This is a genomic window from Ensifer sp. ENS07, from assembly GCF_014852185.1.
GTDB classification, from domain to species: domain Bacteria; phylum Pseudomonadota; class Alphaproteobacteria; order Rhizobiales; family Rhizobiaceae; genus Ensifer; species Ensifer adhaerens.
Genome location: NZ_JACVBE010000013.1, coordinates 200275 through 216602, shown reverse-complemented (window position 1 = coordinate 216602; position 16328 = coordinate 200275). Strand labels below are relative to the sequence as shown.

Annotated in this window: 11 protein-coding genes; 5 read left to right on the top strand and 6 right to left on the bottom strand. The window is 61.7% G+C overall.

The window, feature by feature from the left end; all coding sequences use genetic code 11:
• Positions 1–3: 3 nt before the first annotated feature.
• From IB277_RS29815 to IB277_RS29790, 6 genes are all read right to left on the bottom strand, one after another.
• Positions 4–1266 (bottom strand): glycosyltransferase family 4 protein, encoded by a 1263-nt coding sequence (locus IB277_RS29815; protein WP_192372308.1) that lies wholly within the window; start codon positions 1264–1266, stop codon positions 4–6.
• Positions 1263–2108 carry a class I SAM-dependent methyltransferase gene (locus tag IB277_RS29810; protein WP_192372306.1) on the bottom strand — a complete coding sequence of 282 codons (846 nt, stop codon included), beginning with the start codon at positions 2106–2108 and terminating at the stop codon, positions 1263–1265. Before IB277_RS29810 ends, IB277_RS29815 begins: the two co-directional genes overlap by 4 nt.
• The gene (locus tag IB277_RS29805) at positions 2105–4357 is read right to left on the bottom strand and encodes a glycosyltransferase family 2 protein (RefSeq protein WP_192372304.1); all 2253 of its coding nucleotides are present in this window, start codon (positions 4355–4357) and stop codon (positions 2105–2107) included. The genes IB277_RS29810 and IB277_RS29805 overlap by 4 nt, the downstream gene beginning before the upstream one ends.
• Before the next feature lie 66 nt (positions 4358–4423).
• Positions 4424–5083: a calcium-binding protein gene (locus IB277_RS29800; RefSeq protein ID WP_034798040.1), complete on the bottom strand. Its 660-nt coding sequence runs from the start codon at positions 5081–5083 to the stop codon at positions 4424–4426.
• A 311-nt stretch (positions 5084–5394) separates the two neighbouring features.
• Entirely contained in the window at positions 5395–6813 is a 1419-nt protein-coding gene (locus tag IB277_RS29795) for an HlyD family type I secretion periplasmic adaptor subunit (protein ID WP_034798039.1), read from the bottom strand.
• On the bottom strand, positions 6810–8555 hold the full coding sequence (locus IB277_RS29790) for a type I secretion system permease/ATPase (RefSeq protein WP_034798037.1): 1746 nt from the start codon (positions 8553–8555) through the stop codon (positions 6810–6812). The genes IB277_RS29795 and IB277_RS29790 overlap by 4 nt, the downstream gene beginning before the upstream one ends.
• Before the next feature lie 232 nt (positions 8556–8787).
• On the opposite strand from IB277_RS29790, the gene IB277_RS29785 reads away from it, so the two are divergent.
• From IB277_RS29785 to IB277_RS29765, 5 genes are all read left to right on the top strand, one after another.
• Positions 8788–9360 carry a MarR family transcriptional regulator gene (locus IB277_RS29785; RefSeq protein WP_034798035.1) on the top strand — a complete coding sequence of 191 codons (573 nt, stop codon included), beginning with the start codon at positions 8788–8790 and terminating at the stop codon, positions 9358–9360.
• Between the two features lie 46 nt (positions 9361–9406).
• Positions 9407–10660 (top strand): glycosyltransferase family 4 protein, encoded by a 1254-nt coding sequence (locus tag IB277_RS29780; RefSeq protein ID WP_051659390.1) that lies wholly within the window; start codon positions 9407–9409, stop codon positions 10658–10660.
• A 174-nt stretch (positions 10661–10834) separates the two neighbouring features.
• Positions 10835–12307 carry a DUF6212 domain-containing protein gene (locus IB277_RS29775; protein WP_192372302.1) on the top strand — a complete coding sequence of 491 codons (1473 nt, stop codon included), beginning with the start codon at positions 10835–10837 and terminating at the stop codon, positions 12305–12307.
• Positions 12294–14975 (top strand): glycosyltransferase, encoded by a 2682-nt coding sequence (locus tag IB277_RS29770; RefSeq protein WP_034798031.1) that lies wholly within the window; start codon positions 12294–12296, stop codon positions 14973–14975. Before IB277_RS29775 ends, IB277_RS29770 begins: the two co-directional genes overlap by 14 nt.
• 38 nt (positions 14976–15013) lie before the next feature.
• Entirely contained in the window at positions 15014–16192 is a 1179-nt protein-coding gene (locus tag IB277_RS29765) for a polysaccharide pyruvyl transferase family protein (RefSeq protein ID WP_060521073.1), read from the top strand.
• Positions 16193–16328: the final 136 nt, after the last annotated feature.

Sequence of the window (16328 nt, the reverse complement as noted above, 5' to 3'; positions counted from 1 at the left end):
CCTCTAGGCGGCGACGGTTTCTCGGGGCTCGATCGCGTCGATGAGCGTGAGATAGCGCCGGGCAGTGGTATCGATATCGTTGGGCTTGCGGGCATTGGCCGAAAGGCGGCGCCGAAGGTCAGGGCTTTCCGCCATGCGGCGCATGGCGGCAGCCAATGCACGCGGATCGTTTGGCGAGACGGTGATGCCGTTGACGCCGTCCTGCACCATTTCGGCCATCCCGCCGATATTGCTGGCGATCACCGGTTTGCGCTGGGACTGCGCCTCGCCGATGACGAGCGGTGCGTTCTCCCACCAGATCGAAGGCACGATGGTGCAATCGACTGCGGCAATAAGGTCGCCGATGTCTTCGCGCCTGTAGGCGCCGCGCTGCTGAACGGAGGGCGCCGTCTTCTTGAAGAGCCGGGCGATCTCGTCCTTGAAACTGTCGGCCTGGAAGGGGGCGCCCCCGTGCACCCGCAGCTCAAAACGCAGGCCCTCGTCGATCAACTGCCGCGCAGCCTCGAGAAGTACGGACGTGCCTTTCCAGGGATTGAGATTGCCGAAATAGCCGAAAACCGGCCGATCGTTCTCCGGCTGGCCCTTGCGCGACGGCGCGTCTCGTGGCGGTAGGCCATTGGCAATCACGTCGATTTGGTCGCCGTTAAGGCCCCAGTCGATAAAGCGTTGCCTCAGAAACTGGCTCGGCGAGATGAAGCGATCGACGGTTCTGAGCAACGCTTTCAGATGCTGCTCGCGCAACACGAAACGATCGAGCGGAATGTCCTTGAAGCAGCTATGGCAACGGTCGGGGCTCGATTTGTGACAAAGCTCCTTGCCGCTGGTGCGCACCATCAGCCCGTCGTGGTGGCAGAGCGGATAGTAGTCATGCAGGGTCATTACGATCCGGCAGTCGGGCAAAGTGCGGCGGACGATGTGGGGAAACTCCGCGCCAAGCAACAGCAAATGGTGGATATGAACCACATCCGGCCGGAAATCGCGCAAAAGCTCGGTGAGGTCAGGCACGACGCCATAAAGGTCGATCTGGCTCATGAAGAAGCGATCGAAATGGCCGGACCACAAAAGCACCTCGTCGCCTTCGGGGCCGATCGCCTGAAAGCTTGTGCCGGGCCGCACCTGGCGGTGGGTCTCGTTGGTGGCGCCGAGGAAGAGCGCCTCGTGACCGGCCCGCTGATAGGCGCGGAAGAGGTCGTGCGCGAAAATCTCCGTGCCGCCGGGGTGAAGCGCCGGATGGTTGTGCGCGGCGACCAGAATACGCTTCTTCATCCGCTCACACTCCGGCGTTCGGCGACGAAGACATCCTGGTAGTGACCGGCACTTTGGCCCCGCCAGTGACCGAGCGATTTCAGGACCGTCGTGAAGCCTGCCCGCTCCAGCGCCCGGTCGAGGAAGCCGTCGTCGAAACCGACGGCAGCAAGCGGCGGCAGACCGGGCACGAACCAGCAGGGGCCGTCGCCGCTGCGAACGAAGGCAAGACGGGGATCCCGCCGGCCGTGTTCATCCTTCGCGGCGATGCTATCGACCACGAAGGCGGTAACGAAAAGCCGTCCGCCGGGCTTCAGCATCCGGTTGATCTCGCTGAAATAGACGAGCACCTCGTCCGGCGGCAGATGGGTGACGATCGACGTCATGATGGCGAAGTCGAACTGGCGATCCGGGTAAGGCAGCTTCAGCGCCTTGCCGTTGATCCTGCCTGACGGATTGTAGAGTTCGTGGGCGATGTCGACATGCTGGAAGGTGAAATTCGGATAGACCGGCGTGACGGATTGACGGCACCAGGTGACGCCGCCTTCCACCGGGTCGATGCCGACATAGCGCCCGTGATCGCTATCGAGGTACTGCGTCAGCGGAACGGCCATGCGGCCGATGCCGCTGCCGATGTCGAGCACGCTGCTTTTCGGCTGTAATCCGCCCATGCGGATGAAGTGGCCGAGGAACTCCGCGCCGACAGCCCGGTAGTTGCCATCTCCGACGAAGACGCTGTTTTGGTCCGGCTGCGGCAGGAAACGATTGGTGAGAACCGTCTGAAGCATGCCTTCGATACCGTCTTCGTTCTGTTGCCAGGCCGGCTGCAGGTTGTCTGCGTGGCGAAGTGCGGGCTGGTTCATGCGGCGCTCCTGGCGGCAGGCTTACGGGTGCTCGGCGCTGCCGCCTCTTCGGCGCCGAGGTAGGATGGCATCAGGGTGGTAATGTCTTGGTTCCAGCGCTCGGTATGCAGCCATGCATTGTACTGGCTGGCGACGCCGCGCGTGTAATCCTGGCTGCGGCTGATCGAGCGCCGCTCCAGATGATAGAGACAGGCTGCCGGCTCATAGACGATGTCGAAGCCGGCTTGGCGGATCTTGAGGCAGAGATCGCTGTCCTCGTAGTCGCCAATGACGAAGTCCTCGGCATAGCCGCCGACGAGGTCCCACACCTCCTTGCGCATCACCTGGCAGGCGCCGGTGACGCCCGGCACGCTGCGCGTCTCCTGCGCCGGCGCATAGGCGCCCGGCATGCCCTTGTAGAAATGGTGATTGAGCCAGATGTCCTGCTTGTTACGGGCAAAATAGAGGCCCGCATGCTGCAGCGAGCTGTCCTCGAACAGCAGTTTCGGGCCGATGGCGCCGATCGACTTTTCCTTCAGCACCGGCAGCGCAAGCTTTTCCAGCCAGCCGGCCCCGCAGGGCACAACGTCCGAGTTGAGCATGACGATGACAGAACCGCGGGCAAAGCGTGCGCCGGCATTGCAGGCGCGGGCATAGCCGCCGTTGCGGTTCATCACCACGAGCTTCATCGAAAGCCCGTGGAGCAGATGGAAGCCACCGAGCAGGTGCTCCGTCTCGTCGTGGATCTCCGGGGAATCGAGCACGTAGATGATCTCGGCGTTGGCCGCGACGAAAGGATCGGTCGCAAGTCCCGACAGCTGGAAGCGCAGGAAGTCAAGCACGCGGTAGAGGGGAACGACGATCGAGACGAGAGGCGCGGCCATCATCGGGCCGAAGTCCTTGGTCTGGTCGACCCTGATCGTCTTGCCCAGTCGCTGTTCCACGTCTTTCAGCGCCGGCGCAAGGATCGTGCGGAATGCCTGATCGTTGGCGTGCTGGGGCGGAACGGCGCGCAGGATGCGGTTGCGTTGTGTTGCTGGATCGAAGGGTTGCGGTTTTGGCACCAGCGGCTTGACTGCGCCGGACGCCAGCCGCAACTGAAAGCGCGGCTGAAGAAGGGGACCAAGTGGATCGCGCATCGGCAGCCAGCTGACAAAACCGGTCACGTCGGTCTTGGAGCCTTCCTCCGTGCCGCGGGCCCAGCCCGGAAATTCATACCAGTTACCATCGAGCGGCAAGGCCGTGCCGTCTTCCTGGAGATAGTCGATGCCGGCAAGGACGCCGTTCGCGTCCCGCGTCCAGCCGCCTATGAGCAGGCCTTCCGACATGGCAAGGGCGAGGTCGATCTCAGCACCCGGATGTAGTGCGGACTTGCCCGCCTGCTTTGCCGGCAGGGCGGAGCGAAGCTGCAGGTCGATCGCAAGGGCCGTCCCGCTTTCCGGAACCTCGCTCAAGGACCGCACGACGAACTCGCGCAAGCCCGGCGCTGCGCCGTGCTCAGGCCACCATTGCTGGAGGTTGGGATATCGGGAACCGCGCGGCGAAAGCTCACGCACGGCGATACCGCGCTTTCCCATGATGATGAGTGAGAGCGCCTGGGGCGCACGCGGCGATTCAAGAACGAAATGGCAGCGGCGCTGGCCGCGCTCGGTTCGGCCGGTTACGGCGAATTGCTGCGGCAGCGGCAAAATCGCCTCGGCGCCGAGCGCATAGATGGCGTTGATCTCGCCGAGCTCGGCATTGACGGTCGTCTCTGCCAGATAGCGGCCATGCGCCAGCCGACAGGCGATGGTTGCGGGGCGCTGCCCAAGGTTCAGGGCGTGGATCACGTCATCGACGAGGCCAATAAAGAACTCGTCACGAGACAGGCGAAACGCGCTTCGCCAGACCGTCAACAGATTATTGAGAAACTTGAGACGACCTTCGGGCTGGAGATCGGAAAGCTGGGCCGCCAGATCGAGGAAAGGGAGCTTGGCGGTCGGTTCCAGAACCACCGTCTGCAAGATCTCGCCGTCCGCCGCGATTTCGCCGAGTTCGCGGTCGTTTCCGGGGCGCATCGCCCAGAAGATCCGTTGGCCCCCTTGGGCGCGCGGAAGCGCCATGCTGACGAGAGGGACGAGGGACCGCGACGCGGAAAGGGCGTATTTTGTCTTTGCCGGGAGTTCGGAAGGTGCGTCCCAGATCAGCACAGCAACGTCGAAGCCGAGCCTGAAAGCTGCGGCGCTTGTGAAGTCGAGGCCGAAGCTTCTGATACGATCGTCTGCCGTCACGCGCTACTCCTGAAGGACGAAAAGGGAGGGCGCCCCACGGGAGGAAGTGGGGCGCGCCAGTCAATCTCAATGGATCGTGAAGTAGTGGTTCGGGTTCGCCTGGATGTCGTCGGCGTCCGCATTGACGAGCGTCAGCGTATCGCCATGGCCGAAGTCGATGACCACGTTGCCACCAACCTGGGTGACGCGCGATGCCAGATCTTCCGGCGACGAAATGTCGAGGCCGTTGATGTCCTTCGAAATCTGCAGAAGGTCTTCGCCGGGCGTGAAGTCGAGGATGACGTCGTTGCCGCCACCGCCGTCAAACACGAACACGTCGCTGCCTTCCCCGCCGGTCATGACGTCGTCGCCCTGGCCGCCGTTGATGATGTCGTTGTCGGCACCACCGAACAGGATGTCGCTGCCTCGGCCGCCCATCAGCAGGTCGCTGCCGCCGCCGCCAATGAGAATGTCGTTCCCGTTGTCGCCGTAAAGCAGGTCATCACCCTGGCCGCCGAACAGAACGTCGTTCCCGTTCTCGCCATGGATAACGTCGTCACCCCAGCCGCCGAACAGGGTATCGCTGCCGTTACCGCCGAACAGCATGTCATCACCTTCGTCGCCGAAAATGGTGTCGTCGCCATTGCCTCCGTTCACGAAGTCATCACCCGCGCGAGCGTGAATGAAGTCGTCGAAGCGTGAGCCAAAAAGGGCGTCATCATACGCGCCGCCTTCCAACGTGGCCATATGCTACTCCTCTTAGTTGTTGCGTACGTCATTTTGGTTGTGCTTGCGCTCATCCTCGGTCTCAAACCTGTGGCGAGCGCGGCGACATTGCACTGCAAAAAAACATATGGCAACAGCAAAAAAGAAATAAAATCAGCTGCACTATATTATTATCTGCTACTTACGATGTATATCTTGTATCAGTTTGATGATTATCCCTGAGATCTAAGGGGCGATAGTTTTGTTATTACTTAGAAATAAATTCAAAATTAGAAACAAATTGCCGGCGAAATTGAATTTCGCCGGCGCAGGCGGTGTTGGAGCCTTCTGGATCAGTCTTCCCGGAAGGCTCGATTGAGGCTCTCTGCAATCGGCGAAACCATGTAATCGATCGCCGAGCGCGGCTTGTGCACGATCAGCACTTCCGCCGGCATACCGGGATAGAGGCGGATGTCCGGGTTGGCGGTGAGCGAGGCCGGCGCAATGCGGGCGCGCGCCACGTAGTAGGAGACGTTCGACTTGTCATCGACTGATTGGTCGGCTGCGACGTAGCTGATTTCGCCATCGAGCGGCAGGTGCGAGCGCTGGTTGTAGGCGGTCAGCCGGATTTGCGTCTTTGAGCCGATGCCGATACTGTCGATGTCTCGGGTGCCGACATGCATCTCGACCAGAAGCGGTTCGTCCTCAGGCACGATGTCGAGCAAGGGCTGGCCGGCAGAGACCGCGCTGCCCGGTGTGCGCAACTGAATGTTGGTGACGATACCGGTCTGCGGCGAGCGGATTTCGAGGCGGCTCAAGACGTCCTTGGCCGAGACGAGGCGCTGTCCCACATCTGCAAGTTCGAGGCGGGCGGTCGTGATTTCGCCGGCGATCTCCGACTGGAATTCGTTCTCGATACCGGTCAGCCCGAGTTCCGCTCCGGCTTCCGCCTTTTCGGCCTGGGCCTTGTTGCCAGCAAGCTCACCGCGCGAAGCGGCAAGTTCGCTGAGCTTGGCATCGATCTCGATCAGCTTGGAGCGCTGGGCAAATTCCTTGGCAACCAGCGTCGCGATCGCGGTGCGCTGCTCGGTGATCAGTTCGATCTGGCGATCGGTCGCTCTGATCTGCTCGGCAAGCGACTTGGCCCTTTCCGAGTACTCTTCGATGGTCTTGCCCTGAACCTCGAGCCGGCCGGCCTTTGCTTCGCGCCGGCGGTCGAAGAAGTTTGTCTCCGCCTTCACCGCGTCGTCGGCAGCGGTTTCCGCGGTGCCCATCAGCTCGTCGGGGAAATCTATCTGCGCGGCTTCGGTCTGCTCCGCCCTGAGGCGGGCAAGCTTTGCGATCAGCCCAAGGCGCCGGCTTTGCAGTGCCTCAAGGTCGGATCGGGCGCGGGTGTCGGCAAGCTTGACCAGCGGCTGGCCGAGCGTGACGCGATCGCCTTCCTGGACGAGGAGGCGGTCGAGAATGCCGCCTTCGAAGTGGCTGACGGTCTTGCGCTTCGAATCGACCACGATCGTGCCGCTTGCGACCGACGCGCTGCTGAGTTCCGTTGAAAACGCCCAACCGAAGAAACCACCGAAGGCGACGAGGATCGTCGTCAGGCCCGCAAGGACCACGCCGCGCAGCGGCGCGGTGGCGCTTCCTTCTGCGTCCGCATCCAGCCCGTGCAGAGGGTGGGGCCGCTCGGGGATCGCGGGCAGGTTCGCGCGGTCGTCCTTGGCCACGAGTGTGCGTGCGTCGCGAGAGGCTGGCAGGTTCTGTTTGTTCGTCATGCGGATACGCCTTCCCGTCTCGGCTCCCCGGGTGTCATGGATGCGACCACGTCGGTGCGCGGGCCGAACTGGGTGATGCGCCCGTTTTCAAGAACGAGCAGCTTGTCGGCGGCCTGCATGATCGTCGGCCGGTGGGCGATCATGATGACGATCGCACCGTCGTTGCGCGCCCGCTCGATCGCGCGGATCAATGCGCGCTCGCCGATGGCGTCGAGATTGGCGTTCGGCTCGTCGAGAACGATCAGGCGAGGATGGTCGTAAAGGCAGCGGGCAAGAGCGATGCGCTGGCGCTGGCCGCCCGAAAGCGTCAGGTGGCCATCGCCGACCGGAGTGTCGTAGCCGAGCGGCAGGCGCCCGATCATGTCGTGCACGTCAGCAAGCCGAGCCGCCTCGAGCACTTTTTGGGGTTCGCCTTCCTCCATGCGCGAGATGTTGTCGCGGATGGTTCCTTCGAGCAGCGAAACCGACTGCGGCAGGTAACCGGTCATCTGGCCAAAGGAAGCGCGCTCCCACAGATAGACATTGTTGCCGTCGAGGAAGACGCCGCCGGTGGTCGGCTTTTGAATTCCGACGAGGAGCCGGGCCAGTGTCGATTTGCCCGCCGCCGAGGGGCCGACGATGCCGAGAACTTCGCCGGGCGAGAGCGAGAAGGAAACGCCCTTGATGATCGGCACATCGAGGCCGGGCGCCGCGTAAACGAGCTTATCCACAACAAGATCGCCCTGCGTGCGCGGCTGCGGCATGGTCTGGCGTACGGCCAGATCCTGGTTCAGCGCAGTCTCTATCCGGCGCCAGCTTGCGATGGCGAGCACCCACTGACGCCAGTTCTCGATCATCGAATCAAACGGGGCGAGCAGGCGTCCGACGAGGATGGTCGTCGCCATCATCGCGCCGGGGGAAATCTCTTGTTTCATCACGAGGATAGAGCCTGTTGCCAGTGCGGCCGCCTGGATCATGAAGCGCAGCGAACGGGTGATCGAAGCCATCGCCTTGCTGCGGCTTCCGCTGGTTTCCAACGCGTCGAGCGCGTGCAGCTGTGCGGTGCGCCAGCGGCGGGCAAGTGCCGGCAGCATGCCCATCGCCTCGATCGCCTCGGCATGGCGCAAGCTTGAACCAATTTTCGAAACGGCCTCGATATTGGCTTGATTGGCCTCTTTCATCAGCCGGCGAGTCAGCAAATCAGTCAGCAATCCACAGCATACGAGCAGGGCAATGGAAATGGCGCCAAGAAGGCCGAACATTGGGTGCAGCGCAAAGAGCACCCCGAGAAAGATCGGCGACCAGGCGGCATCGAGTGGGGCGCTGACGGCAGAGGTTGTGAGGAAGCTTCTCAATTCCGCCAGGTCCCGTAGCGACTGGGTCGCCCGGGTCAGCCCTTGATCGGCGGCCGCCTGAACGGCGGCGGTCAGCACCGGCAGGTTCAGCCAGCGCACGACCGCACTACCCATCGCCTGGAACGTCAAAGCCCTGATGTATTCGAGCACGCCGTAGATCACGAGTGCGCCGATGACGAGAATCGTCAGCATGGTCAGCGTGTCCATGCTCTGGCTGTTCAAAACGCGGTCATGAACTTGCATCATGTAGAGTGGTGTCGAGAGCTGCAATATGCCGATGCAAGCACTCAGCAGGGCTGCATAAATAAGTGCCAAAACAAACACGCGGCGCGCCTTCAAAATAAGCAGCCGCGGATCGTTTGCTCCATTTTGCGCCTTCTTTGGCCCAATTTGGTTCTTGCTAATCATATTGCCTCGTTTGCTGTCACGCGTGGCGATTTTCTGGATAAGTTCGTTGGGGTCTTGAGGAAGCTATTTTGTTTGTTATCACTTAAATCACAGTGTTGCCGTGATAAGTGTGACACAATAATGGTGGAATGCTCAAGATAGTCGTATTCGGGGGGAGTAAAGGGGGCGAAAAATTGCTTCAAAATTTGAAGTAATTTTTGAATATTGTAGTAATGCTCAGTTGGAGAGAGGGATGAATCAAAGGATTCTCTATCCGTTCGCAGATTTTGGCGGCGCTGTTGCCATCCGCCCCGGGGATGACGCAGCTGGAAGTGCCCCTGAACATGACAATATTGACCAGGAGAGCGAAGCGTCCGTGGTCACATATTTCGAGTTGGCACGGATGATGGAGCGGGCCAGCCGGCGCTTTACCGGCCTGTTGCGTGCCGAGCTGACGAAGCTTGGCGTCGACGATATCGGCCCGGCACAGGCGATGGTCCTTCTGGCGATCGGCGATGCGGAAGTGTCGGTGGCGGAGCTTTTGGACCGTGGCCACTATGTCGGCTCCAACGTTTCCTACTACCTGAAGCAGTTGGGCGACGGAGAGTATATCGACAGGGCCGCCTCCCAGCGCGATCGGCGCTCGGCCCGCATCAAGCTTTCGGAGAAGGGCAAGCAATTGTGCGATTCCTTACGCAAGGCGGCTGGCGCCTATGAACGTGTCCTGAGCCACGGCGAGCAGGACCGGCGCAATCTCGAAACCGCATTTCAAACACTGCACCGGCTCGAGCTGGTTTGGGGGAATGCAACGCGCTACGGCATCTGAGATGCCCGCGCACAGGCTGTCCTTTCAACGGCTATAGGCAGGGAATATGCACGTAGCATTTGTACACCGGCGCGGCTTCTGCCAGTTCGCCGCTCTCGCGTCTCATTTGGCGCAGACCGGAAATGAAGTGACACTCGTGACGGAAACCGTGGATCAGCGGATTCCGGCAACGCGTGTCGTTCGCCACAGAGCAGAACCCGGCCCGCAGGCCAATTCGCAGATGGGAAGGCACCTTGGTGTGCCTGACCATCATGTCCGGATCGGTCACCGGGTCGCCGAAACCTTCGATGCCATGGCCCGCCAGGGGCAGGTGCCCGACGTTATCGTCGGGCACATCGGCTGGGGCGGTATGACCTTCGTCAAGGATGTGTTGCCGAATGTCCCGGCACTCGGCTATTGCGAGTTTTTCTACCGCGCCGAAGGGGCCGATATCGGCTTTGCCCCCGACGACAAGCCCGACCAGGATACGCGTAAGCGACTGCGGCTGCGCAACATGTCGCAACTCCTGACGCTTGATGCGATCGATGGCGGCTTCAGCCCGACCCAATGGCAACGGAGCCTTTATCCGGCGGAGCATCGCGCCCGTATCGCCGTCTGCCACGAGGGCGTCGACACTCGCGTCTTCCGTCCCGATCCGTCGGCATCGTTGAAGCTTCCGGACGGACGGGTGCTAAAGGCGGGTGATCCGCCGATCGTTACTTTCGTCGCCCGCGATCTCGAGCCCTATCGCGGCTTCCCGCAGGCGTTGGAGGCGGCCGCAAAGGTCGCGAAGCGCCATCCCGATGCGCTTTTCGTTTTCGTCGGTGGCGACGGCGTCAGTTACGGCGCCCCACCGCCCGGTGGCGGCTCGTGGAAGGACTATCTGCTTCAATCCCTGAATATCCCGGCCGACCGGTTCCTGTTTCCAGGCGTGGTGCCGCATGGTGTCCTCAAGCAGCTGTTCCAGATTTCAACCGCCCATATCTATCTGACCTATCCTTTCGTGCTTTCCTGGTCGGTCTTGGAGGCCATGGCCTGCGGCGCTCTCGTCATTGGATCGGACACCGCGCCGATGCAGGAGGTGTTGAGCTCCGGCCGCAACGGCCTGCTCGTGCCGTTCTTCGATACGGATGCGCTCGCGGAGGCGATCTCTGGCGCTTTGCAGCAACCGGAGAAGTATTCCGACTTGCGTGCGGCCGCCCGCCGCACCGTCGAGCAAAGGTTCCGTCTGGGCGATTGCATTGCGCGACAGATGACATTGCTGGATAAGGCAATGGGAACCCCCGGATCCACTCAAATATTACGGGTCTCATCTGCATAATACTTCAAAAGCCGAACTATTATTTCACGAAAAACGCAAATATAACTTATTGTGCAGTGCAAATAACCTTGATATGCTTTCTCTAGGTCGTTGAATTCGCCGGTTTATTTCGGATTGGGGGATTCAACTACAGAGAGAATTCGGTTGAATTGAGGGTGGCGCGTGCAAGGGTTGGTGTCTTCTGGCGTGAGGTATTCGCAGGCGAAGAGAAAGCTGGTGTTGGCCTCGGATCACGATAGGGCGAGTGTCCAGGGCAGTGGCATCGAGCACCTGGTTCATTTTCTTCCGGCAGGCGATCGGCCTGATGCGACCCTGGAAAACGTGTTTCCATTGATCGGGCTCGCCTTTTCTAGCGAGGGCGAGGCGGATCTGGCCGACGGCATCGTCTCGCTGCGAGCACTTGGCACCGTCCCGGATATCCCGATCAAGCGCTTGAGCGCCGAGGCCGTCAGCGAAAGCGCTGGGCTCATTCAGGCGCTGGTCGATGGTGGTGTCGGGCGGCTTGCCCGGTTCTCGTCGGCAATCACATCCGAGCTTGCGCTGCTTCGCCGCGAGCGTGAAACGCTGCTTGAAAACTACCGCGCGCTCGAAGATGCGTTCCAGGCACGCAACTGGGAACCGGTCGCCGAAGTCTTTGCGCACGACCCCTATGTCGATCCCAAGGACGAGGGCATCGGCCATCTGATTGCCAATGCCTTTGTCGAACAGCTCCTGCCGGTCTCCAGCCATGGCGTCGCCGGCATCGGGCTTCACTTCAACTCGGTCCCGCGGGACGGCGGCGAACTGGTCGTTGTCTTGAGCTATGTCGAGAGCGGCGAGGGGGTTGCAGAGTGGGCCGTTCCATTCTCGCAGCTCGTTCCGAGCTGGAACTTCTTTGCCCTGCCGCGCACCTGCGGGGGAGGCGCGAAGACACTGCGGCTTCGCGTTTCGACGACCGGTAGTGAAACGATCGGGCTTTCGCTCGGCTATCCCATCGCCAGTGAACACTATACGGCTCGGTCCGAGACCCGACACGCCGACCTTGATCTGCGCCCTCTAGCGTTCCGCGTCTACACCGGCCTGCCCGGCGTCAAGCCGACGCGCATGCCCAACATGATCGCGCCGACCGCGCTGCTCGACGGCCACTTCATCGAGGACTACCGGCTTTCGGTCGATCTGCTCAGCCAGATCGTTGACGTATCGGTGACGCCGGTCGTCCCGGAATTCCAGACCGTGCGCTTTCTCGAACACGAACACGCCGTCGTCTGCCATCCGCTTGCAAATGGGGTATCGGCCGGCGCCGTCGGTCGCGCTGTCGAGCCCGGCACCATATCCTTCTCCGCAAGCGCTGTGGTCGATCATCCCAAGGGCGCCCCGGCAGCCGTCAGCTTCCTGCTCGCGCCAGCGGGCTCGAACGCGCGCTCCGAAGTGGCGGAACTGGCTCGCAAGGGGGTGGTCAAGCCGTCCGCCTTCTTCAGCGGCTGGCGCGAGGTCACCAATGAGCAGCCGATCAACATCAACTTCCAGCTCGACGAGCCGGTGCGCCAGCCCATGGATCTGATGATCCTCAGCCGCGCCGTAACCGACTCGGTCGATTTCTCCTGGCTCAAGGTGTCGGGCTTCCGGATGGTCAAGCAGTCGAGTGGTGCGTCTCATGTCCAGCAATAGCGATCCAAGGGACCTCGTTGCGATCGCCATGCCGCTCTATGGCCATGCGGCGCTGGCGCTCGAAGCGCTCGAATCCGCGCTTGCATCGGACCTCGAGGGCTGCCGTATTGCCATCGTCGTTTCGGTCGACGGCGACCCGCGGCAGGAAACCTTCGATCAACTGTTGCTCTATTCCGGGGCCCACCCTGATATCCATGTGGTCTTCGGGCGAAACGCCGGCCCCGGCGGCGCGCGCAACCGCGCCATCAACTACGTGCTCGAAAATCTGCCCGAGGCGAAGGCCGTCTATTTCCTTGACGCCGACAACCGAGTCCTGCCGGGAACGATCGAGACCCTCTATCGGCGCCTGCACGAAAGCGGCGCCGGCTGGGTCTATACCAACATTGACACCTTCTCGGTGAGCTGGCGGGCTCACTACGGCAACCAGTATTCGCGGCTCGTCCACTGCATCACGGACAACATCTGTGACACCGGCTCGATGATCTCGATCGAGGTCTTCCAGGAAGGCGTTCGGTTCAACGACGACCGACAGAACGGTTTTGAGGATTGGGAGTTCTGGCTTTCCTGCGTCGAGCACGGCTTTGTCGGAACGCCCTGCCATGACACGACGTTCGAATACCGCCTGCGCGCCGAAAGCCGTTTCAAGGAAGCCAACCGCGACCGCGCGACATCCGTGAGCTTCCTCAGAAAGCGCCACAAGGCGCTGTTCCAGCGGCCGATGCTCGTCGATTTCGAGCATGAGGAGTGCCCGCGTTATCTCTTCGCGCGCACCGAAGACGCGGCGATCTCGTTCTTCACAGATCCGACGAAGCAACCGAAGCGGCTGCGCCTCGACGACATCATCCCAGCCTTCTGGGCCAGCACCGGCGAGCCCGACAACGTGCATTTTCCGCCCTTCGTCATGGCCGGCAGCGGTGCGACGATCGATCTGCTTTTGCGCTCGCGCATGCTGCCCAACGTGCTTTGTCACCTGGAGCGCCTGAGTGAGAAAGCCAACGTCGTTTTCGTTCATCTCGGCAACGACGCGACGCAGCGCAAGATCGAGCCGACCTTCCTCGACGCCGGCGCCCAGCATCTCGGCCAACCGGATCTCATCTTCATTTCGACGGCGCTCTTGCGCGACGTCATCCGCAACAATGCGCTCGACTGGTTTGCTTCTATCGGCACGCAGCAGGTATGGCCGACCTCGGCGGTTCTCAATGTGCGCTTCCCGTTCCCGCGCGCCCTGCCGCGCCGCACGCTGATCACGCCGCAACAGGTGATGATCAACTGCGTCAACGCGATCGCCACCAGTCCGCTTCGCCGCACGGCCGGCCGTCGCTGGACCTGGCGCCCCGCGCGGCTCATGCCCTATTCCGACCTGCACAAGGCCTTGCGAACGGAAATCGGCGGCTCGCCGGTGCTGCCGCTCGGGCACAGCGAAGCCGGCAAGAAAACTGCAGCGCTTCTCGTGCCGAACGCGTCGTTTGGCGGCGCCGAGAAGGTCATCTACGCCGCCTCGCGTGAACTTAGGGCCGCGGGCTACGAGACGCATCTGTTCGTGCTCGGCACCAGCCGGATGGACGTGATCGACGAGTTCGATTCGAGCTTCGACTATGTTCACTTCTGGGATCAGGGCATCCCGGCCTGGGGCGGCTCCGGCTCGTTCCTCGGCCAGGATTTCATTGCCGACCATCATGAAGTCGATTGGGGTGCGCTTAAAGGTCAGCTTTCAGGCTTCGATCTCGTCATCAACAACCACGTGATGGCGATGCATCCGCTGATCGCACGGCTGCGCTCGGAAGGGACACGCACGGCTTGCTATCTGCACGTCGTCGACAACACGCCGTTCAAGCGCCCGGCCGGCCAGCCCTTTGCAGCCATCGCCCACGAGCATTGCTACGACGCCTTCCTCACCTGCTCGGAACAACTGAAGTTCTACCTGCACAGCTTCGGCGTGCCGCTGGAGAAGATCTTTGCCGTTCCGAACGGCGCAAGTTTCTCCGTGCCGCCCAAGGTGCTTGCAGACGTGCTGCAGGTGCGGCGGATCGAGCGCAAGGACGACCGGCTGCGGCTGCTCTACATGGGTCGTCTTGACCAGCAGAAGGGCATCGACCGCCTGGCCGCGACGATCGCCGAACTGCGGGCCGCACACGTGTCGTTCGATGCGCGGGCGATCGGTGGCGAGATCCTGGCGGATGCCTCGTTCTCCTGGACGGACCGGCTCAAGGAACTGGGCGTCGACGTGCGCCCACCGGTCTTTGCCAGCCGCGACCTGATCAAGGCGCTCGGCTGGGCCGATGTTCTGATCATGCCTTCGCGCTGGGAAGGTGCCCCGCTGATGATCGCCGAAGCCCAACAGCTCGGCTGCGTGCCGATCGCAACCGCGGTTGGCGCCGTCGACGAACTGATCGTCGATCGCGAGGACGGCATCCTAATCGATGCCTCGTCCGATCCCCAGGTGGTGCGCGACATGGTCAAGGCGATCGCCGAGGTTTCGCGCGATCGCAACCTGCTGGCGCCGATCATGGAAGGTTGCCTGAGAACAGCGGCGCGCCGCGCCTGGTCCAACTCCTTCTCGGAGTTCCTCGGCTGGTGCGACGGCGCCGTGAACAATTCCTCGCTTTCGCGTGCCAAGGTCATCCGGGCGCGAGACACATCCAATACCGGCGTCGCAGCTGCAGGCTGATCGACCCGTACGACTTTTCAAAGAGAAGGGACTTACGCATGCGTCCAAGAATCCTCCTGACGGGTATTCCTGGTCATTACACGCGCCTCGCAAACGGCGCCAATGGCCTGTCGGTTTCCTATTCGGAACGGCAAAAACAGCCCGAATCCAAGGACGAGTTTCTTCAGGAGCTTCGCAACATCAGTAACACCGGCAACTATCTGATCGGTGAGGGGGCTCTGCGCGCCATCGCGCCGCACGCCAAGCAGATTCCGTTCTGGCATCTTTACAACGCCCACAAGAACGGCACCGGTTTCGATGAATTCAACAACAACTTCGACATCTGCGTGTTCACCTGCGCCAATCTGTTGCGCAAGGGGCTTTCTGCGGATGCCGAGGCTGATGTCTTGAGCAAGCTCAAGATGCCGATCGTCATGCTCGGCATCGGCCACCAGAACCGCAAGGACCTGGAAACAGGCCTGCCGGAGGGGACGAAGCGCCTGCTCGATGTTCTCAAGGACCGCGAGCACTATTTCCTGACCCGCGGCTACGAAACCGCCGGCTACCTCAAGGACCAGGGGTTCAAGTACGTCCGGCCAACCGGCTGCCCCTCGGTCTATTTCGCGCCGAACAACATGCGCGCCTCGATGAAGAAGTTGCCTGACGTCAAGATCGGTCAGGCAAAGACGATCTTTTCGGGCTATCTCGGCGCCAATCACGATTGCATCGTCGATGCGATCGCGCTCAACCCAGAAGGCGCCAAGCCCCAATACATCATCCAGGACGAATTCCTGCACTTCGACATGAAGGTCGAGCCGGATGCCGATGGCAGGGTCTTCGATTCCTGCTCGGGCAAGATGCTCGGCGAACTGGCTTTTCCGGGCGCTGAGCGCCAGAAGGTCCCCTTCGATGTGCGCACCTTCTTCGATACCAACATGTGGCGCGCCTGGGCCTCGCACATGGACTTCAATTTCGGCCGTCGTTTCCATGGCTCGATCATCGCCATGCAGGCAGGCGTGCCGAGCCTGATGGTGGCCGTCGACGACCGCATGCGCGAAATGCTGGGCTTTACCGGCCTGCCGTCGGTCGACGTCCAGGAGCTCGAAAAGGCGGAAAACCGGGCGGAGTTCGTTGCCAGCCATCTGGCCGGGCTGAACGCATCGGAACTGGTCGACCGCTACTCCGATCGCGAACGCAATTTCCGTACGGTGCTGCGCGAGATCGGCATCGGCCTCTAAGCCGTGATGCCTCGGACGCGTTCGATCCGAGGCGCTCAATTCATGATGTTCGGGCGGCACGGTGAGGTTTGCAGATCCGCTTCCTCGTGCCGCCCTCCCTCTTCCTCAACTCTGTGGGCCAGTCCACAAACCAGGT